The 21,270-nt window shown below is 40.2% G+C and carries 18 protein-coding genes and 1 pseudogene; 14 read left to right on the top strand and 5 right to left on the bottom strand.

From position 1 onward, the window contains the following. Positions 1-67 precede the first annotated feature (67 nt). The 10 genes and pseudogenes from tnpA to NSR00_RS09435 all read left to right on the top strand — a co-directional run bounded on the left by tnpA (position 68) and on the right by NSR00_RS09435 (position 9,717). The gene (tnpA, locus tag NSR00_RS09480; RefSeq protein WP_094246129.1) at positions 68-484 is read left to right on the top strand and encodes an IS200/IS605 family transposase; all 417 of its coding nucleotides are present in this window, start codon (positions 68-70) and stop codon (positions 482-484) included. Further along, a complete protein-coding gene (locus NSR00_RS09475) occupies positions 485-1,765 on the top strand; it encodes an RNA-guided endonuclease InsQ/TnpB family protein (protein WP_340786889.1) in 1,281 nt (426 codons plus the stop codon). A 57-nt stretch (positions 1,766-1,822) separates the two neighbouring features. Further along, entirely contained in the window at positions 1,823-2,146 is a 324-nt protein-coding gene (locus tag NSR00_RS09470; protein WP_340788329.1) for a hypothetical protein, read from the top strand. 372 nt (positions 2,147-2,518) lie between these two features. After that, positions 2,519-3,183 (top strand): annotated as a pseudogene (locus tag NSR00_RS09465) (LysE family translocator). 182 nt (positions 3,184-3,365) lie between these two features. Beyond that, entirely contained in the window at positions 3,366-4,592 is a 1,227-nt protein-coding gene (locus NSR00_RS09460; protein ID WP_044897903.1) for an IS110 family transposase, read from the top strand. 835 nt (positions 4,593-5,427) lie between these two features. After that, positions 5,428-5,862, top strand: a complete 435-nt coding sequence (locus NSR00_RS09455) for an RrF2 family transcriptional regulator (protein ID WP_063387215.1) — start codon at positions 5,428-5,430, stop codon at positions 5,860-5,862. An 82-nt stretch (positions 5,863-5,944) separates the two neighbouring features. Further along, positions 5,945-7,057: a tRNA 2-thiouridine(34) synthase MnmA gene (mnmA, locus tag NSR00_RS09450; RefSeq protein WP_082829590.1), complete on the top strand. Its 1,113-nt coding sequence runs from the start codon at positions 5,945-5,947 to the stop codon at positions 7,055-7,057. A 139-nt stretch (positions 7,058-7,196) separates the two neighbouring features. Next, positions 7,197-8,141, top strand: coding sequence for an LLM class oxidoreductase (locus NSR00_RS09445; protein ID WP_340788325.1), 945 nt, complete (start codon positions 7,197-7,199; stop codon positions 8,139-8,141). Between the two features lie 43 nt (positions 8,142-8,184). Next, positions 8,185-8,829: an SDR family oxidoreductase gene (locus NSR00_RS09440; protein ID WP_340788322.1), complete on the top strand. Its 645-nt coding sequence runs from the start codon at positions 8,185-8,187 to the stop codon at positions 8,827-8,829. 234 nt (positions 8,830-9,063) lie between these two features. Further along, the gene (locus NSR00_RS09435) at positions 9,064-9,717 is read left to right on the top strand and encodes a sugar phosphate isomerase/epimerase family protein (RefSeq protein ID WP_340788320.1); all 654 of its coding nucleotides are present in this window, start codon (positions 9,064-9,066) and stop codon (positions 9,715-9,717) included. 119 nt (positions 9,718-9,836) lie between these two features. Here the strand turns inward: NSR00_RS09435 and NSR00_RS09430 are convergent, their stop codons facing one another. From NSR00_RS09430 to efeO, 4 genes are read right to left on the bottom strand one after another with little or no spacing between them, the layout of a single operon-like run. Beyond that, the gene (locus NSR00_RS09430; RefSeq protein ID WP_340788317.1) at positions 9,837-11,450 is read right to left on the bottom strand and encodes an FTR1 family iron permease; all 1,614 of its coding nucleotides are present in this window, start codon (positions 11,448-11,450) and stop codon (positions 9,837-9,839) included. Continuing rightward, positions 11,389-11,595, bottom strand: a complete 207-nt coding sequence (locus tag NSR00_RS09425; protein WP_340788316.1) for a hypothetical protein — start codon at positions 11,593-11,595, stop codon at positions 11,389-11,391. Before NSR00_RS09425 ends, NSR00_RS09430 begins: the two co-directional genes overlap by 62 nt. A 32-nt stretch (positions 11,596-11,627) precedes the next feature. Continuing rightward, positions 11,628-12,926 carry an iron uptake transporter deferrochelatase/peroxidase subunit gene (gene efeB / locus NSR00_RS09420; RefSeq protein ID WP_340788315.1) on the bottom strand — a complete coding sequence of 433 codons (1,299 nt, stop codon included), beginning with the start codon at positions 12,924-12,926 and terminating at the stop codon, positions 11,628-11,630. A gap of 3 nt (positions 12,927-12,929) precedes the next feature. After that, complete coding sequence (gene efeO, locus NSR00_RS09415) at positions 12,930-13,781, bottom strand: iron uptake system protein EfeO (protein ID WP_340788314.1); 852 nt, start codon at positions 13,779-13,781, stop codon at positions 12,930-12,932. 537 nt (positions 13,782-14,318) lie between these two features. Between efeO and NSR00_RS09410 the strand changes: the two genes are divergently transcribed. The 4 genes from NSR00_RS09410 to NSR00_RS09395 all read left to right on the top strand — a co-directional run bounded on the left by NSR00_RS09410 (position 14,319) and on the right by NSR00_RS09395 (position 19,670). Next, positions 14,319-16,169 carry a sigma-54-dependent Fis family transcriptional regulator gene (locus NSR00_RS09410; protein ID WP_340788311.1) on the top strand — a complete coding sequence of 617 codons (1,851 nt, stop codon included), beginning with the start codon at positions 14,319-14,321 and terminating at the stop codon, positions 16,167-16,169. Positions 16,170-16,323: 154 nt separating this feature from the next. Beyond that, positions 16,324-17,316: a thiamine pyrophosphate-dependent dehydrogenase E1 component subunit alpha gene (locus tag NSR00_RS09405; protein ID WP_063387224.1), complete on the top strand. Its 993-nt coding sequence runs from the start codon at positions 16,324-16,326 to the stop codon at positions 17,314-17,316. 26 nt (positions 17,317-17,342) lie between these two features. Continuing rightward, complete coding sequence (locus NSR00_RS09400; protein ID WP_063387225.1) at positions 17,343-18,377, top strand: alpha-ketoacid dehydrogenase subunit beta; 1,035 nt, start codon at positions 17,343-17,345, stop codon at positions 18,375-18,377. A 75-nt stretch (positions 18,378-18,452) separates the two neighbouring features. Further along, positions 18,453-19,670, top strand: a complete 1,218-nt coding sequence (locus NSR00_RS09395; protein ID WP_340788308.1) for a dihydrolipoamide acetyltransferase family protein — start codon at positions 18,453-18,455, stop codon at positions 19,668-19,670. A 151-nt stretch (positions 19,671-19,821) separates the two neighbouring features. Here the strand turns inward: NSR00_RS09395 and NSR00_RS09390 are convergent, their stop codons facing one another. Continuing rightward, positions 19,822-21,264, bottom strand: coding sequence for a sigma-54-dependent transcriptional regulator (locus NSR00_RS09390; protein WP_063387227.1), 1,443 nt, complete (start codon positions 21,262-21,264; stop codon positions 19,822-19,824). Positions 21,265-21,270 lie beyond the last annotated feature (6 nt).

Genomic DNA, 21,270 nt, shown 5'->3' with positions numbered 1-21,270 from the left:
GACTATATGTGGTTTATTAAAGATTGAAATAATTGGTTTTTTTGTATATTTTTGATATACTATATGTATGAAGAAAACAAATTTAATTCACGCAAGAACTTGTGTTTATAATGTTAATTATCATATTGTATGGTCTGTGAAATATCGAAAGAAGGTTTTGACACAAGAGGTTGAGTTATATCTCAAGAAAATTTTTAAAGAGATTGCAGAAGAAAAAGGTTTTCTGTTGCAGATGGTAGAGGTGGGTGAACAAGATCATATTCATGTATTTGTATCAGCTCATCCAAAAATAGCACCTTCTTATATTGTCAAAATGTTAAAAGGGATTTCAGGGAGAAAAATTTTTCTGCAATTTCCTGAAATCAAACAAAAATTATGGAAAGGAGTATTATGGAACTCTAGTTATTATATTGAAACCGTTGGCTCTATTAGTGAGGATGTCATAAAACGCTATATTGCTAACCAAAAGAAAGGTGGTGACTAAATGAAAAAGGTATCGTATTTCACCTATAAAGCGAATCGAACCAATCAAATCATCTTATATCACTTGTGTTATGCCAGTCGTAAGTTATGGAATGTGGGGAACTATGAAAAACGGAATTGGTCGAAAGAACAAGGTGTACCGTTCCCGAATTGGTATGAACAGAAAAAACGATTAAAAACACATTTTTGGTATAAACAATTACCTGCTCAATCAGCACAAGAGGTCTTAAAAGTCTTGCAAGAAGCGTGGGTGTCTTTTTTCAAACTAAAGGAAAGCAATGGAATAGATAATCCACAACCACCACGATTCAAACATCAAAACTTTAATGTCCGTTTTCTAAATAACAGTTTCAAATTGGTGGAGAACAATACCAAAATTCGTTTACCCATTCCAAAGGCTCAAAAAGCCTTTTTAAAAGAAACGTATGGATTGGAAGAAAGTTATCTTTATATCCCGATTCCGAAACATATCGAAATCGAAAAGATAAAACTGATGGAAGTGAAACCCATCAGTCGAAAAGAATATACGATTTATCTGATTCAAGAATACAAAGATGTACCATTGAAACAAAAGAATAGCACGAAATTTTTATCGATTGACTTAGGGATTGCCAATGCGATGACTTGTTATGATTATCAAGGAAAAGCACACATCATTTCAGGAAGGCAATGGCTATCCGTTGAACGCTACTTTCATAAACAAATCGCCCATTTTCAAGCGATTGGTTTCGCTCAACAATGTGCTAAAGGAATACAATACCCGAAACCTTCCAGACGTGTGTTACAACTTTATCAAAAGAAAAGAAAACAAGTGCATCACATGTTGCATTGTATGACAAGAAAAGTGATTGATATTGCTCTGCAACAAGGAGTCGAAACGATTGTGATTGGTGACATTACAGGTATACGAGAACAAGCGAAATTCAACAAGAAAACGAATCAAAAATTGCATGGTTTTCCGTATGCGAAAATCATTCAAATGATACGGTATAAAGCGCAGGAGCAAGGAATAGATGTTCGTTTATTAACCGAAGAATACACCTCTCAAGCATGTTCAGTATGCCAAATGTTCCCTTGTGAAGAAAACGCAAAGCCGAGTAATCGGATTCATCGAGGGTTATATGTATGTAACGACTGTCATACAACCATCAATGCGGATGTGAATGGTGCTATCAATATCAGCAAAAAGTATCTGAAAGAGATTAAGGCTTTATCTCAATCAGTAGTGGTGTTGGACACGCCGACTGTGTATACGTTTAACGGACAACAGTTCGTTGCGTAGAACAGGAAGCTCGTCATTTCAATGACGAGTAGTTCACATTACAGAAGACCAAGTGTTTTGGATGATTTTCCAAATTTAAAGGAAATAGAGGATGAAAATTCATTTGAAGGCGCGGAGAATTATATCCACACTGTAATAATTTCAGAGGAAAAATTAGAAGAAAATATTGTCGGTCGAATTATTGAAGTAATTGAAGGATTAGTGGAGCATAAGCCAAATTGTGACAATAACAATTCATTTTATATTAGTAAATTTCCTGATCATTTTGAGGCTGGTGCACATTTAATAGAATATATTAAACCTATTTTAAATAAGATGAATTTTGGAATTGATCTAACATATATCACTGATAAACATTTCAATTATTTAACTCAAGAATAATTTTTTCATTAAAAGTAAAAGCGGTATCAAAAATGGAGATCTACTTTTAACTTCTGCTGAACTCGGGGGAACGAAAGTAAGGAGTCCGGAGAAGCTAAAGGCAGAGCGATAACCCCGCCTTCTTGTACTAAAATTTAAGTTCGGCATTGGATGTATCAAGGATTCCTGCTGAATGTAGGAATCCCTTTTTGACACGATTCCGCACTAGAAAATCTGATTAAGTATTTCTCAAAGTATCCCTTGTGAAATAGTTGAACATGAGAAAATAAATTTGATGGCTAAAAAAGGATAAAACATGTGGTAAAATAGTGAAAATTAAAAATTAGAGGAGCGTCGGCTGTTAGTGAATTAAGTGGAAAAGGGGCTGTACAGATGTTTGGAATAACTGGTTACGGAATTTATTTACTTATGGCCATATTTATGAATTTAACCCCTGGCACTGACACTATGTATATTATTAGCAGAAGTATATCACAAGGCAGAAAAGCAGGTATTTACTCTGTACTTGGAATTTTAACGGGTTCTCTTTCATCCACACTTTATTAGCTGCTTTTGGTTTGTCTATTATTTTAGCAAAATCTATTGTATTATTTACTGCAATTAAAATAATGGGTGCTGTTTATTTGGTTTATCTTGGTATAAAAATGTTGTTTCAACATTCATCCCTAGCATTTGAAGCTTCAGCATTACAGCATTTAGAATTCAAAAAGATCTATATGCAGGGAGTTATAACCAATGTTACAAATCCAAAAGTGGCGTTATTCTTTATTTCTTTTCTCCCGCAATTTATTATGACAGACAATCCTTACGGTCCCATTCCCTTTATGATTTTAGGAATTTCGTTTATTATTACAGGCACTCTTTGGTGTTTAATCGTTGCATATTTTGCTTCATTCGCAACCGAAAAACTAAGGGAAAACACAAAAATAGCAAACCTATTAAACAAATTATCGGGGATTATTTTTATAGGATTAGACCCCCATGCCGCAAAAGCGGCACCAGCAGATGATGAAAATAGTTCGTCCATGTATACTTAATCTTAGGCTGGCCAGCGAGGTCGTCTTACCTTGGTGCCATGAGCCCGTTAATTAGACAGACCCCGACGACCTGGTGCACCACAGACTGTTGCTCCCTGGGGAAGCACGCGGGATAGAATGACGTGTATGGTCGTTGCACCGCCAGCCTGTGTTTATTACATGTTAGGCATGGGGGAACGAACATGGACATTATCCATACTCATGTTTGTGGATTAGACGTTCATAAGAAGAACGTCGTCGCTTGTATTATTACTCCGGATCATCAAGAGATCCGCACGTTTTCTACCATGACTGAAGACTTGCTTATGCTTGTAGACTGGATCAAGGCGCATGGCGTCACTCACGTGGCCATGGAAAGTACAGGTTCCTACTGGAAGCCAATTTATAACCTGTTGGAGATGGAAGACATCAAGATTTTAGTGGTCAATGCCAAACATATCAAAAATGTGCCTGGTCGCAAAACAGATGTAAAGGATGCCGAGTGGATCGCTGGACTCTTACGCCATGGATTGCTACAAGGTAGTTACATCCCTGACCGCCAGCAACGGGAGTTGAGGGAACTCATCCGTTATCGTCGCAGCCTGATTGAAGAGCGGGCTCGCGAAATCAACCGCATCCAGAAGGTACTGGAAGGGGCTAACATCAAACTCTCCTCGGTGGCGACCAATGTGCTGGGCAAATCGGGTCGAGCCATGATCGAGGCTTTAATTAATGGTGAAACTGACCCCGATGTGCTATCCGAACTGGCTCAGCGCCGTCTCAAACGGAAGAAAGAGGAGTTGAAAAAGGCCCTGAAGGGCCTCATCGGCCCTCATCAACGCCTGATGCTTAAAACCCAGCTTGAGCATATTGATCACTTAGATGCCTTGATTGAAGAACTGGATGCTGAAATCAAGGAGCGGATGCGCCCTTTTGAAGATGACCTGGAGCGGTTAGATACGATCCCCGGCGTTGGTCGGCGCACAGCGGAGCATATTTTGGCTGAGATTGGCCCTGACATGACACAGTTTCCTTCGGCAGCTCACTTGTGTTCATGGGCAGGAGTCGCCCCAGGGAATAACGAAAGTGCCGGAAAACGAAAGTCAGGGAAAACCCGCAAGGGAAACCAGAAGCTTCGTAGCACCCTGGTGGAAGCCGCCCGTGCCGCTGCTAGGTCCAAACACACCTATCTATCCAGCCAGTACCACCGTATTGCTGCACGCCGGGGGGCCAATCGTGCAGCGGTTGCGGTCGCTCATAGCATCCTGACTATTGTCTACCATCTCCTCAAAAAGAAGCAGACTTACATCGAACTTGGTCCACATTACTACGAAGAACGCAAGCGCCATCAAGTCGCCAGACAAGCGATTCGGAAGTTGGAAACACTAGGGTTTAAGGTCATGGTAGAGCCGTCAAATCAAACAGCGTAGTTAACCGAAACAGTAACCATCAGGTGCATAAACATGACTTATTCCAGCAAATACCAATCTGCTGGTGTTAACACCCCCTGGATTTTTTGTGCTTTTTTCATGGACTTAAATTTTCGGGATAGGAATAAAATTATTTCAAACGAAAGCGTCTCAATAAATTTAGACGGGGTTTGCACAAGCAAAAGTATAAACTAGGCGAAAACCGCATGGAAATTCCGTAATTTTTGCACCAGATTGGAAGCAGATTACTCGGACTTATGCAAGATAAAACTTTCCGTACTTATGGAACTCTAAATACCGCCAACTGGATAAGCGTGGAAAAAATAAAATGAAAGCTCTCTGCTCCTCTTTGAGATTCACCTTTTCAAAGAGGAGTATTTGTTTTGATAGTATTCTTTCTTAACTAGCAGGTTGCTCTCTGATGTCAGTCTATATAGACACAATGAGCAGATAATTGTATAGTAAATCTATCGATCATGTCTATAATGAAATAGCAAAAGGTTTCTGCCAATGTGAAGATTTTTTACAAAGAATTTTTTAATCGTTGCGCTACATGTAAACACTGTACATGACTAACTTTGATCGTTTGGAAATGAATCGATGCTCTGGCAAAGCTTCAGCAATCGCAGCTCATATAGTTGAATGGAATCATGATTAAAATGCTAATTTTTGTTTTTTTCTAATGAGCTTTATATCGCTTATTATCATTACTACTCGACACTAAATTTAGGCCAATGATCCGAATTTTTTTATTTGCGGCTGATGAAAAGAAGTAATTTTAAGTTGACAATATAAACTGTAATCATTATTATTACACTTAGGAGGAAGGTTCAATATGAATAGCGATTTTTCGATTGCCGTTCACTGCGTTGCGTATCTGGCTGAAAAGCAAAATCAGCGAGTAACCAGTGAAGACATTTCTCAAAGTGTTTCTGTCCACCCAGTAAGATTAAGAAAAATTTTAAGCATATTAAGAAAAGAAAATATAATTGCTTCTAAAGAAGGGGCAAAGGGCGGATTTTCGTTAAACGCTCAGCCTGAACAAATTACGTTAGACAAAATTTTTAGAATCACTAGTGAGGAAACGCTTGTGCCGAAATGTCCCGATTCCAATGACAACTGTATAATAGGCAAACATCTGTCAGATGTACTCATTCGTATTTTTCATAATGCAGAAGAACATTTTTTAAACTATTTAAAAGGTGTGACGGTTCAAGATATCATTAATGAAATTCATAATAATAGCTCAAAAAGTTCGTTTCATGCCTGAAACAAAATAGTTTGTTGCGGCAAAAATTTTTTTTAAATAAAACTGTAATCAAAAACGTTTCAGTTTAAGGAGGTGAATGATGATGAAGAAAAAACGAGTAGTCGTCGGAATGTCTGGAGGAGTGGATTCCTCTGTAGCTGCTTACCTTCTTAAAAAAGAAGGGTACGACGTCATCGGGGTATTTATGAAAAACTGGGATGATACGAATGATGATGGTGTATGTACGGCAGCTGAGGATTATGAAGATGTTAAACGAGTTGCCAACCAACTCGGGATTCCTTACTATGGCGTCAACTTTGAAAAAGAATATTGGGATCGTGTATTTACGTATTTCATGGATGAGCTGAAGCGAGGCCGAACACCGAATCCAGATGTAATATGCAATACTGAAATTAAATTTAAAGCGTTTGTTGACTATGCTCTTTCACTTGATGCGGATTATATCGCAACGGGTCATTACGCAAGAATCAACAGAGAAAATGGCCAAATCACCTTGCTGCGTGGAAAAGATGCGAATAAAGATCAAACGTATTTTCTTAGCCAGCTAACGTCGGACCATTTGTCTAAAGTTCTGTTCCCGCTGGGTGAGTTAACGAAGGGTGAGGTGCGAAAAATCGCCCAAGAATTGAACCTTATTACCGCCAATAAAAAAGATAGTACCGGAATCTGTTTTATTGGAGAACGAAATTTCAAAAACTTTTTAAAGAATTTTTTGCCGGCACAGCCTGGAGAAATTCGTTCGCTTGATGGAGAAGTGCTCGGTACTCATGATGGTTTAATGTATTACACAATCGGCCAACGAAAAGGGCTTGGCATCGGCGGCAAAGGAACAGGAGAACCTTGGTATGTCGTCGATAAAGATTTAGACAACAATGTTTTACTTGTTGCTCAAGGCAAAGACCATCCGGCATTGTTCTCTACTGGACTGATTGCATCTAACCTGAACTTGATAAATGGGGATGTTCGTCTTAGTACGTTTGCATGTACAGCTAAATTCCGCTACCGTCAAGAGGATCAAAAGGTGCGTGTCCATATTCGTCCGGATGGAACGGTGTTTGTAGAATTTGAAAAACCAGTTAAGGCTGTGACACCAGGGCAAGTAGCGGTATTTTATGAAGGTGAGATTTGTCTTGGCAGCGCCATTATTGACAAAGTGATAAAAGACGATGCTGCTATTGCCGCGGCTGCATCATAAAAAGTTCGTTACAGATATAATATATGTTTTTGTACAAATTATAAATATTGTTCATATCTGTAAAACAAATTATTTTAAACAGGGCCTTTCCTTTATATTTTATATACGGCCCACCTTTTCTTTAGGAGTGGTAAAAACAATGGAAAAATTTAAGAATCATAAAGGGTATTCACGCATGTATCAAGAGAACAAACTGACTTTAGGGCTGTTCTTTCCGATTGAATCGTATATGGGAGACGTCCCTGAGATGAATATCGAAAAGCAAATGAAGCTGGCAAAACGAGCAGAAGAGCTGAATTTCGCTTCATTGTTTGTGAGAGATGTGCCGCTGCGCGATCCAAATTTCGGAGATGTTGGACAAATGTATGATCCGTTTACGTATTTAGGGTATGTTGCGGCTCACACCGATAAGATTGCTTTAGCAACTGGAAGCATTATTTTAACGCTGCGTCACCCACTTCATGTGGCAAAAGCGGCAGCTTCTGTAGACAGATTATCTGGTGAAAGACTCATTCTCGGCGTCGCAACTGGTGACCGTCCAATCGAGTTTCCAGCATTTTCTGTGAATCCAGAAGAACGGAGCGAATTATTCCGAGAATCAGTAGCTGCTATAAGAAAGGTTTGGCGTGACCATTTTCCGACGATTAACACGACACGAGTGCATATGACAAGTGGAGATATGCTGCCAAAACCAAAATTGTCAGATATACCATTAATGGTAACAGGTCAAAGTGGACAATCTCCTGAATGGATTGCTGAACATAGTGATGGATGGATATACTATCCGCGTGGAATTAAGTTTCAAAAAGCATTAATCGATAATTGGCGTTCGCTAACAGAAGAATTTAAGCCATTTTCCCAATCTCTTTACATTGACTTAACGGAAGATCCAAATCATGTACCAATTCCGATACATCTTGGATTCCGTACGGGACGAAATTTCGTAATCGAATTTCTTGGAGCTTTACAGGATGCAGGTGTGAACCATGTCATCATCAACTTAAAATATGGACAGCGTCCAGTCGAAGAAGTGATTGAAGAATTAGGCGAGTATGTGCTTCCACATTTCCCTGCTTTAACATGATAAGAAAATTTAAAAACCATCAATATGAGAAAGGATGGATATGATGAAAGTTTTGGTCATTGGAGCCAACGGGCAAGTAGGACAACAAGTAGTAAATATGCTTCATGCGCATGAACAGCATTCTGTTCGTGCAATGGTTCGAAAGCAAGAGCAATTGGAGGATTTTCAGAAAAAAGGAATTGAAGCGGTGCTCGCTGATTTGGAAGGCACTGTCGATGAAATTGCCGAAGCGGCCAAAGGCTGCGATGCGATCGTATTTTCAGCTGGTTCAGGGGGACACACAGGGGCTGATAAAACATTGCTGATAGATTTAGACGGCGCTGTAAAAGCCATGGAGGCTGCTGAAAAAATCGGAATTGAACGTTTTGTTATCGTGAGCTCATTCCAAGCCCATAATCGTCAGAACTGGCCGGAAAACCTTAAGCCATATTATGTAGCCAAACATTATGCCGACAGTGTGTTGATGAATAGCGGCCTAAATTATACGATTATTCGTCCTGGTTATCTAAAGAATGAAAAAGGTACAGGACTGGTTACCGCAGCCGAAAACTTACCTGTTGGTTACATTCCTCGGGAGGATGTAGCAAGAACGATTGTTCAAGCTCTTGATGAACCAAATACGTATAGAAAAGCATTCGATTTAATGTCAGGAGATAAAGAAATTAGCGAAGCGTTGAAATCACTGTAATGTACCGTTCAATGGAAAAGAAAGGGAGAAATTAGAAAATGGCTTACCCTTTTTACGCAATGGATTTTGCTTTCTATAATTCAATGGGTATTTATAGTTTTGAAGCTAGATGTGAAATGTTAAAGGAAATAGGCTATGACGCAACCCATTTATCCGTCTGGCACGGAGAGCGATGGAGAGATGTAGAAAAGCTCAAAAACGTTAAAGGAGAAATATGGGCTGGACGTCGCAGGCGTGTACGTTGTGTTAGATCTTTCACTAGGCGAGGACCATCCAAGAAATGCAGGCATTTTAAAGATGCTGGAGATTATGGAAGGGTGCAGCACGGTTGAGCTGGCGATTCAATCTGTCGGAGAGCATATCCGCCCTTCAGATCCAAAAGGGGACGACATCGCAGTAAAATGGCTGGAAAAAGCATTGAAGATTGCCGAACGAAGAAATATTAACATTTTGCTTTACACGCATCTATCCTTCTGGATTGAACGCCATGAAGATGCAGTGAGACTATGCAAACGCCTGAATCATTCTAATCTTGGAATTGTCTTTTGCGGCTACCATTGGTATGCGGCAGATGGAACAAATCTAAAAGGAACGATTCAAGCGGTAGCTCCTTACTTAAAACAAGTAAACATGTCCGGCAGCAGCCGCAATCCGCACGGTTTTGGCGGAGTGGCAACAATCGAGCCTTTGGATGTTGGGGAGTTAGATAATTTTGCGTTGCTTGGACAGTTAAAAAAGATCGGTTATAACGGAATGATCGGCTACTTAGGTTGGAGTGAAGGCGGCGACGCTTATAGTAAGCTGAGACGTTCACTCAATGCGTTCCGTGATATGGAGCGTAGAGTTGAGGCACACCCGCACTGGGCGGATTTAAAATTAACTCCATAATGAAAAATATTGAGGTGCTAGTCGAACAATAATAAAGTTCAACTAGCACCTCGTGCATTCAGCCAATGTACTGCGGTATTCACCGAAGTACATTTTTTTATTGAAGCTTTTAAGATCCTTTATTTTTCAACAACTGCCTTTTCATTTACAGCCGTTTTTTTCACATACATTGTTACGCCGATGATGATAAGAATAAGAAGCAGCTGCGGCACTACTGTTTCAATCGTCGGATAGAAACCGATTGGTTCAATATAAGGAACATTCGGCAATGAATGTGTTGGCAGCGTGTTTGCTATCTGCATGGCATGAATACTGATTCCGAGCATTTTGAATGATAATACATAAATAAGCAGCGTTGCGCCCATAAAGAACGGCCGGACGGGAATCGCTGAACTAAAGCGGATGATAATAAACCCGAGGATCACTAAGATCGCCATGGCGATAGCGATTCCTAAAATTAACTGGCTGATTTCCATCGACGGAGCCATTCCGGCATAGAAAATAATTGTTTCGGCACCTTCGCGAAAAATTGAGAGAAAACTTAGCAAGGCCATGGAAAACAAGCTTCCTTTTGCCAATGCGTGTCCGAGATGCTCTTTAATATATTGATTCCAGTGGGCGATATTTGACTTTTTGTGAAGCCAAGCGCCAACCGTCAGCATCATTACAACAGCAGTGATGCCGACGATTCCTTCGATCGATTCGCGGCTTCCGGCAACAGTTATTTTGGAGAAAAACATGTTCATGACAACAGCTAGAATAGCACTAGAAATGATGCCGCATAAAACGCCGATCCAAATCCAACCTTGTTTGTCGGCATGATTCGTTTTCTTCAAAAATGAAAGCAAACCGGCGATGATTAAAAGAGCTTCAAATCCTTCACGCAGTAAAATAAGCATAGCATCTATATACGTATAGCTTGTTTTGGCTGCGATGAGCTGAAGGGAATCATACAATTCACTAATCATCGTTTGAGCTTTTTCTACGTTTTTATTGTCAGACTGCAATAAACTGATTGCGGAGGGAATTTCAGTTTCCATGCGATTGTATAGGGAGTAGTCTTTTGTCCGAACCTCCCCTTCAACTACCGGCCATATAAGCAATATTTTGTTTAAATGTTCTGATGCCTCGGATGGGTTATGATCTTTTAGCGACTGTACGCTTTTTTCCAATAAATCTGTTACATCACTTAATGTGTATTCATTTCCAGCGGATTTCCCCGCATTTTTTCCGCTTAAAAAATTTTCAATAGAAGCTGTCAGATCCTTGAGGCTCTTTAAAGCCTTCTCTTGATCAGGCGGAGTTTGCGTCAGTGAAATTCTTAACAAAGCAAGCTGTGTTTCAATTTCGCCATACGAAACAACGCTTTCGGTACGAACAATGTTCTCGTTTGCCGTCCAAGTGGAAAGTAATTGCTGATATTTCATGGCCGCCTGATCAAAATTATTGTTTTGAATCATTTTTTCGATTTCATCAATAAATTGATACATCTGTTTTAGCTTTTCTTTTTCTTTTTGCGGATCTGTCGGATTTTGTTCTTCTTCGTACGAAGTAAGCGCTTTTGATAAAGCGGACAAATTTTCACTTATTTTCGTAGCATCTTTTTCAGATTGAGCCAGGGCGTTTTTCGCATTTTTTAACTGTTTATCGACTTCAGCTGTTTTTTTGCTATCAACAGCTTTTACTTCGTTCCATTGCCTGTGAGAATTGTTCCAAATTGTCCTGTACGACATCCCAGTTCGCTTCCTTTGTTTTCATGATGGCATCGCCTATCAAAACATATAAATCATCAAGGTTCTCTGCGGCTACGGCTTTATTTGAGAAAATACCCATTGTGAAAAGAATTGCGAAGGCAATAAGCCCTAATTTTTTATACATCAGCTTCAACTCCTATGAAAGAGAGAAAGGGATTATGAAAATAACGTTTCTCCAATATATCCGCCTTTTTTTACTCCAGGAAAACAGGCAAATACGGCACTTCCTCGATGGACGATATATTCGTTTAATTCATCCATTTGCGAAAGCCGCTTTTGAATTGGGATAAATTGCTTGCTTATGCTGCGCTGAAAGCTGATAAACAATAATCCGGCATCAAATGTTCCAGTTTTTGCATCTATTCCATCCGCATATGAATAAGAACGGCGCAAAATTTTCTGTTTTCCGTCACCGTGAGCGACTCGAACATGGGCGGTCATTGGAATGTAGTATTCTCCGTTTTCATCCTTCTTTTCAAAATCCGGCGGATCGAACTCATTTTTTTGCCCAAGGTATGCACCTGAATCCCGATATCTGCCAAACGTATTTTCTTGTTCCTTTAAAGTAGTCCGATCCCAAACTTCGATAAACATTTGAATCCGCCTTACTACTAAATACGTTCCGTTCACGAGCCAATCAGGTCCGTCACCGGGCTGCACCCAAACGTATTGATTCATTTCAGCAGAATTTTTCACATTTGGATTCACTGTTCCATCCTTAAAGCCAAATAAATTTCGCGGCGTTTCCTTTTTCGGACTCGCTTGCTTTGTACGCTGGAAACCGGCCTGTGCCCAGCGAAGAACCGCTTTGCCGCGGGCAATTCTCGCTAAATTTCTAACCGCATGGAAGGCAACCTGCAAATCATCCGAGCATGCTTGAATACAAAGATCTCCGCCTGTCCACTGCTCTTCCAATGAATCAAGCGGAAACTTCGGCAGTTCTTTTAGTTCATCCGGCTGCTTTTTTTGCAAACCAAATCTATCCTTGTTGTTTTTTGTAAAAAGCGTCGGGCCGACGCCGAAAGTAATGGTTAAATTTGACGCATTAAGTCCTGCAGCTTCCCCCGTATCATCTGGAGGAAGGTATTTATTATTAGCTGGATCTCCAACCGATTTGCCTTCTGTCATAGCTGCGGCAGCCTTCGTCCATTCTTTAAAAAGCTGAATAGGCTCGTTTCTGCCTTCAGCCGTCACGTCAAATGCAGCAAAATAAATGTGGTTTTGCACTTCAGTTGCAATGCCTGCCTGATGTTTTCCGTAAAACGGAACAACCGCATTTGTATTTTCTTTTTTTTGAGAGGTCGGCAACACGTCAGCCAATGCTAGCGCTCCACCAATGCCGGATGCACCGATTAGCACGCCGACTCCTCCGATGCCCGCAGCCTTCAACACATCTCGTCTTGATACGTTCTTGTTAAAGACAGATGTCGTTTCTTTTTTATCAGGTTCAGACATTGGTTATCCCTCCAGTACAACCCCTAGTTTAGAAAGAGGCTCTGCCAGTTCATTGATCGATTGGCTCAATTCTTTTACTTGATCCTTGGTCAGATCAGTATATGAAATATACCCGTCGCCTTTTTTATATTTGTCAAGAAGTGCATAAACTGCTTGAAACCGCTGTTCGATTTCCTTAGCGAGCGCCTCATCCTTTTCCTTAAGGGCAGGGCTCATTAATTCATAAATCTTTTCAGCACCCTCAACATTGGCAACAAAATCGTATAAATCTGTATGGGAATAACGATCCTCTTCCCCTGTAACTTTTGATGTTGAAACTTCATTTAAAAGGTCGACTGCGCCGGTGATCAAAAGATCGGGTGTCACATCAACAGTTTCAACTTTTGCGCGCAAAAGCTTCACATCTTTTATAAGCTGCTCAGCATATTTTTCATAGCCTTTCGTTGTATTTTCAACCCAGAGTCCCTTTTCAATCCGGTGATAACCTCCCCACTCTGCATCAGGGACATCACCTTCACGAGCGTCAATTTTCGGATCGAGTTCTGCAAACGCTTCAGCAATTGGTTCAGAACGCTCATAGTGCATGCGAGCCGGCGCATAAAGTTCTTTTGCTTTTTCCACATCCCCAGCGATCACTGCATTGGCAAACTCTTCTGTCTTTTTAACAAATTCATCTATTTCAGCGATCGCAAACGTGCGATAATCTGTAGATATTTGATTTAAATCAACTTGGGAGCTTTCTTTCGCTGTCTCTTTTTTTGCCGGTTCCGTTGTTGAACTTTCATTTGATTGGGAACAGCTAAACAACAAACTGCTTGATAAAAATAATATGACAGGCAATTTATAGCGCTTCATGCGATCAACAACAACCCCTCAAATTAATGATTTTCATTCTCAATTATATTGAGAATGAAAATCAACTTCAATAGTTTTTTCCTGTTACTAGAACTTAAAGGTGAAAATTGTATGTCAATATTGCTCGCTAGATACGCCTATACGTTTTACTGCATGAAAATATTGAATGACTAACATCCTCGAAATGCAAATGTTAAGATACTTCCAGAATTTCAGTTTTTCAGTTTCATATATTTGATTATGACGAAAAATCATTTAATCAATGTTTGGTCAACACAACGTTTCATTGTTTTCACCGCATCATAATAATCTGATTTTGACAATGAAAAGTTCCATGGCTGTCGCTTGGATCGTTTTCATTTTCACGATGACCTATGAAGCGTTTATCTAAAAAACTTTTCCAGACAAGTCGCTATCTAAAATAAAAAACTGTTCAACAGTAAAAGCTTTAATTCAACGATTAGCGTATTTTAAAAGGAATTTTGCATAAAAAGTCGAATGTTCATATTGGTGGAAAATGTGGGAAGGAGGAGAAAAATGAGTATCGTTGATCCTTTGAAACACGAAATTTGGCGCCGTTTTGTTCGGGAGGGAGTATTGGATCATGGGAGGATGAATAAAAGAATTGAAGAGTCATGGTATATTTGCCGCCGACAAAATGTCGATCCTTACGATGGAAAAGGAAGGATTGTGCTCGATTCGCAGCTGTTGACGGAAAGAAGGAAAAAGAATCAAAGATTGCTTCAAATTGCTGCTCCGATATTAGAACATTTGGAAAAAGTGTTTCAAGAAACGAAATCAATTCTTCTTCTCGCTGATAGTAACGGATACATTTTGTATATGAACGGCCATAAACAGGCCATGAACAAGGCAGAAACAATCAAATTTATTGAGGGGGTGAAGTGGACTGAAGATGAGGTGGGGACGAACGCAATTGGAACAACATTGAGGATTCGTGAACCTATTACGGTTACTGGGTTAGAGCATTACTCTCTTGCTTCTCAGCAGTGGGTATGTTCAGCCACGCCGATCTATGACGAAAAAAAAGAACTTGTCGGAATTATCGACTTATCTTACCCCATCGACTGCTCTCAATTTTCCAACCATGCCTTAGCCACTGTTGTCGCTGCAGCGTATACGATTGAACAACAATTTCACATGAGAAAAAAGGACGATATGTTGGAGTTGCTTAAATATTCATCGAAAGTGAAAAATCCTCATTTCCCTTCAATGATATGTGATGATCAAGGGAAGATTGTATGGATCAACCATTGTTTACGTTCTTCCTTCGCGAGCATGATGGATCAACCGCTTGAAGAAATTTGTGATAAAAATTGGCGAATCAAAACGAAGACTCCTATTTTTTCTTCCATTTACCATGATTTGATTGGCTATGAAGTTACCCTGCAGAAGACGAATCATCATGAAGCTTTTCCATTTCCTACAACAATTTATCACTTTGAAGGAGTAGTTGGAAAAAGCTTATCATTTCAAAATCTTCTGAAGATCTGTGAAAAAGTTGCAAAAACGGAGTCGACTGTTTGTATCATGGGAGAAACAGGAACAGGAAAAGAACTCATTGCTCGTTCGATTCATCAAAATAGCGTGAGAAAAAATGAGCCGTTTGTTGCAGTAAATTGCGGAGCTATTCCAAAGGAATTGATCGGCAGCGAGTTATTTGGTTACGTTGACGGAGCATTTACAGGAGCCAAACGGACGGGACATAAAGGGAAATTTGTTCAGGCTGACGGCGGAACCATTTTTCTTGATGAAATCGGCGAAATACCGTCGGAAATGCAAGTAGCGCTTTTAAGAGTGCTTCAGGAAAAAGAAGTTGTACCGATTGGCGGGGAAAAGCCCGTTCCTGTTGATATAAGAGTCATAACTGCAACACATCGCAATTTATACAAATTAGTAAAGGAAGGAAAGCTGCGTGAAGATTTATTTTACCGCATTTATGTATGCACGCTTAACGTTCCGCCATTAAGAGAGCGTAAAGAAGATATCCCATTCTTTATTGAGTATTATTGTCAAAAAAATGATTGGCTCATTTCTTTTCCAGATGATGTCATACAGTTGTTTTCAGCTTATCACTGGCCCGGAAATATAAGGGAGCTGTTTAACGTGCTCGAGCGTATACGAGTGGAATATGGAGACCGTATTCCATCCATTTCCCACTTGAAATCCATGCTGATTGCTTGGGAGCAAGAACAGGAAAATTCCGAAACATTCCATAAAGGTAATTTGTCGTATCGGGATCAGCTAGAAAGAGAACGCATTCTAAATATGTTGAAGAAAACAAATGGAAATATTGGTGAGGCGGCTGCTGCGTTAAATATCTCTCGAAGTACACTGTATCGCAAATTAAAAAAATATAAATTGAGCTAATTTGCGACAAAACGATAAAAATTAGGACAAAATGAGATGAAAAAAATATTTTTTATAAAGCGCTTACAAAGAATGTTGATTTGTAAGCATTTTTTTATTGGCATGATAGTTGCAAATGAAAAAAGTGAAGCCAATCAAATAGGAGGTTATCTTTATGACGATTGCCAAATCAACATCTACTCCCATTACACAAGAAAAAGCAAAATGGATATTTCAGAAAATGCATGAAATTCGCCAGTTTGAGGACAAGGTTCATGAAATTTTCAGCAAAGGAGTGCTGCCTGGCTTTGTCCATTTATATGCTGGCGAGGAAGCGGTCGCTGTAGGAATTTGCGCGCATTTAGATGACAAAGATTATATCACAAGTACGCATCGCGGACATGGACATTGCATTGCCAAAGGCTGTGATTTGAACGGAATGATGTCTGAAATTTACGGAAAGGCAACAGGATTGTGCAACGGAAAAGGAGGATCGATGCATATTGCCGATGTTGAAAAAGGAATGCTTGGGGCCAACGGAATTGTCGGCGGGGGGTTCCCGCTAGCTGTTGGGGCAGGCCTGACAGCAAAATTGAAGAAGTCGGGAGCGGTTGCAGTTTGTTTTTTCGGAGACGGCGCGAACAATCATGGAACATTTCATGAAGGTATTAATCTTGCAGCTATATGGAAATTGCCTGTTGTTTTTGTGGCGGAAAACAACGGATATGCAGAAGCGACCCCATTTGAATATGCATCCAGCTGTAAAAACATTGCGGATCGGGCTCAAGCCTATAATATCCCGGGAGAAGTGGTCGACGGCAAAGATGTGGTAGCTGTATATGAGGCGGCAGAAAGAGCAGTTGCACGAGCTCGAAATGGAGAGGGCCCGACATTAATTGAATGTAAGACATATCGGAATTACGGACATTTTGAAGGTGACGCCCAGACTTACAAATCTGCGGAAGAAAAACAAAAGCATTTACAGGAGAATGATGCAATTGCAAAATTCCGCCATTACATTCTTTCCAATCAATTAATATCCGAACAAGAATTATTAAATATCGAACAACAGGTAACAAAAGCGGTTGAGGAGGCGGTACATTTTGCTGAAAAAAGCCCGTTTCCGTCTGCTGAGGATCTTTTAAAGGACGTTTATGTATCTTATTAAATCAAAGGAGTTAGGAGGAACGAAAAATGGCAAGAAAAATTTCTTTTTCTGGTGCGGTCAATGAAGCTATGAAGCTGGCAATGCGCAAAGATCAAAATGTTATTTTACTTGGAGAAGACGTTGCAGGAGGAGCGAATGTGGATCATTTGCAGGACGATGAAGCTTGGGGAGGAGTAATGGGGGTTACGAAAGGTCTTGTTCAAGAGTTTGGAAGAGAAAGAGTGTTGGATACGCCTATTGCGGAGGCCGGCTATATTGGTGCAGCAGTTACCGCCGCAGCAACAGGACTAAGACCGATTGCCGAATTAATGTTTAACGATTTTATCGGCAGCTGCTTAGATGAAGTTATGAACCAAGCGGCAAAACTTCGTTATATGTTCGGAGGCAAGGCGAAGGTGCCTGTAACGATACGAACAATGCACGGTGCCGGCTTTCGAGCGGCGGCGCAGCATTCCCAAAGCCTGTATGCCCTTTTTACCCATATACCCGGTTTAAAAGTCGTTGTTCCTTCTACACCGGCGGATGCGAAGGGACTGTTGCTTACCTCCATCTTTGACGATGATCCCGTTATCTTTTTTGAAGATAAAACACTTTATAACCTGAAAGGAGAAGTAGAGGAAGGATTTTATACGATCCCGTTTGGAAAAGCGGATATCAAGCGGGAAGGCAGCGATTTGACCATCGTAGCGATAGGGAAGCAAGTGCACACGGCCTTGAAGGCTGCCGACATATTAAAAACGAGAGGAGTCGAAACGGAGGTAATTGATCCGAGAACACTGTCCCCGCTTGATGAAGAAACGATTTTATCTTCTGTATCGAAGACAGGCCGGTTAATTGTCATTGATGAGGCAAATCCTCGCTGCAGTGCAGCTGCTGACATTTCCGCTCTTGTAGCAGATAAAGGATTTGATTATCTGGATGGACCAATTAAGCTGATTACGGCTCCGCATTGTCCGGTTCCTTTTTCGCCTGCGCTGGAGGATCTTTACTTGCCGACACCGGAAAAAGTGCTTAAGGCAGCGGCTGAAATAATTGGAGACGAAGCGATCGTGACCGCATAAAAAGCTGTGCGTGTTGATGAATGGAGACATCAACACGCATAGCATTTCTAGTATTCATCAAAGGAGAGATGAAACATGACAGTTGAAATTATCATGCCAAAGCTGGGAATGAGCATGGAAGAAGGAACGGTAGTAGAGTGGTTAAAGAAAAAGGGCGATCCAGTAAAAAAAGGAGAACCAGTTGTGGTGATCAGCTCTGATAAGATTGAAAAGGATATCGAAGCACCGCAAGATGGCGTGTTATTAGAGATTGCTGCCGAGCAGGATGAAACAGTGGAAGTAGGAAAAGCCATTGGCTATATCGGTCAAGAAGGGGAGGTAATCAACAACATAACGAACGATGCTGCCCAAGAAGTGGCGACAACCATTTTGAAAGAAGAAAGCTTATCTTCTCAAACAACAATTCGCGTTTCACCTGCCGCCCGAAAACTAGCACGTGAAGCCGGGATTGATTTGAGCAGTATTTCGGGTTCAGGGCCAAAAGGAAGAATTACAAGAGCGGACGTTGAAAAAGCGATTCAATCGAAAAAAGCATCCCCCCATTTAGAACCTGAACAAGAAGTAGTAATCTCGACAAATAAGCCGGCGGAAAAGCAAGAAGATATTGCAGTAAAAACTGTCACTGGCATGCGTAAAGTGATTGCATCAAGGATGTTTACAAGTCTGCATCAGACAGCACAGCTGACGATTCATATGAAAGCCGATGTGACCTCTTTATTTGAACTGCAAGAAAAGATTAAAAGCGAACTGCAGGATGAGCAGAATTTAAAATTGACTATTACTGACTTTGTAGCCAAGGCGGTCATTCTGTCGCTGCGAAATCAAAAGCAAATGAACAGTTTGTATGAAAATGGGCAGATTCAAACGTATGATTCAGTGCATTTAGGCATTGCTGTTGCACTGGAGAACGGGCTCGTTGTGCCGGTTTTGCGCCATGCCGACAAGCTTTCCTTAAACGAAATTTCGAAAAATATCAAGGAACTAAGTAAGAAGGCAAGAGAAGGAAATGTAAGCAGCGAAGAAATGAGCGGCTCGACCTTTACGATCACCAGTTTAGGGGCTTACGGCGTTGAATTTTTCACCCCGATTTTGAATCCTCCGGAAGTGGGCATTCTCGGAGTAGGAACAGCTGCGGATACGGCAGTATTTTCAGGAGATACCATTCAAAAGAGAAAAATTTTGCCGCTCAGCTTAACGTTTGACCATCAAGTAATTGATGGAGCTCCGGCAAGCCAATTTCTCGGGCTGGTGAAAAAATATTTAGAAAAGCCGTATCAGCTTTTATGGCTGTGAGTTTTCGGCTTTCAAGCTTGCTTGATTTTTTCACTATAAAAGTAATGCGTTAATAAAACAAGCGGATCTTTCATGATCCGCTTGTTTTAGCTTACGGGCAGCATTTAATTCTCATTCACAATAATTTTTATTTATTTAAAAAGTGCTTAATTTAAATTTTCCCTTTTTCATTAAGCAAATATCGTAGCTGCCGAGTTGTAATGTTTAGTGCTTCTGCTGTTTTTTTTCGATCTCCTGTATGTTTTTTAAGTGATTTGAGGACAAATGATCGGCCAATTTGTTTTTCTAATTCTTTAATGGAATCCAATACTTGTTCAAGGTCGATGTCATCTTGCTGCTTCCATAACGATAAAATATGTTTCGTCCAATTCGATAAATAAGCTTCTAAATCATCATGAACTGTGCTAGCTTTTGGAAATTTTGTTAGTTGGAAGCTGAAGCTGGTTTTTAATTTGTCGGGTAAATATTTTGGCGTAATTATGTCTGTCTCTCCATCTGCCAATGTTGCGGCTCTTTTGACAATGTTAAATAGCTCTCTTACATTTCCCGGCCAGTTATAGTTTTTCATTAGTTCAATGCTTTCATCTGAGAATGTAAGATGTGAAGCGTTTATCTTTTTTAGAAAATAATCCAAAAACAGCGGGAGATCTTCTATTCTGTTTCGCAGTGGGGGAATTCTTAATTTCACTACATCTAAACGATACAATAAATCTTCTCGAAACGTTTTTTCTTGGACAGCCTCGGCCAAATTTTTATTCGTGGCCGCAATGATCCGTGTATTCGTTTTACGGATCGATTCACCGCCTACTCTGAAATATTCCCCCGTCTCTAGTACTCTTAGCAGCTGTACTTGAATGGCCTGGCTTGCTTCACCAATTTCATCTAAAAACAGTGTACCGTTATTGGCTATTTCAAATATTCCTTTTTTCTGTTTAATGGCTCCAGTAAAAGCACCTTTTTCATGCCCGAATAATTCACTCTCCAATAACGTTTCGGAAACAGCTCCGCAATTTATTCGGACAAATGGTTGATCGTATCTTAAGCTCATGTTGTGAATAAAATGGGCAAGCACCTCTTTGCCTGTTCCTGTTTCTCCTTCAATTAATACATTTATGTTTTTCTTAGCAATTTTTTCCGCCAGCTTGACTAATTCATTCATCTTTTTATTGTTGCCGATAATAAATCCAATCGTATCGGCCAGTTTGTCGGTGTTTGCTGGTGAAGAAAATTTCTCGCTATTTAATAAATCTTCTAATGTTTTCTCTAATTGGCTTATATCATCGAACGGTTTTTCAATATAATCATTTGCACCATTCTTAATGGCCTCTACAGCCGTTTTCACTGTGCTGTATCCTGTCATAATGACAGCTTTACAGGAAGGATGAGCTGTTTTTAATTGCTTAAGCAAATGAAGACCATCTGTACCAGGCAGCTTTACATCAATTAGTGCTAAATCAAAGGAATGGAGCGAAATTAAGTTGGAAAAATCTTCAGCATTCAAACCTACCTTTACATCATATCCTTTTTCTTCTAAAAGATGTCGAAAAAAGTTTCCTACTTCACGTTCGTCGTCTATTACTAGTACCTTTTTCATTGCAAA

This window comes from Aeribacillus sp. FSL K6-8394 (genome assembly GCF_038008865.1).
In the GTDB taxonomy this organism is placed as follows: Bacteria; Bacillota; Bacilli; order Bacillales; family Aeribacillaceae; genus Aeribacillus; species Aeribacillus composti.
This window is presented reverse-complemented; position numbering and strand designations above follow the sequence as displayed.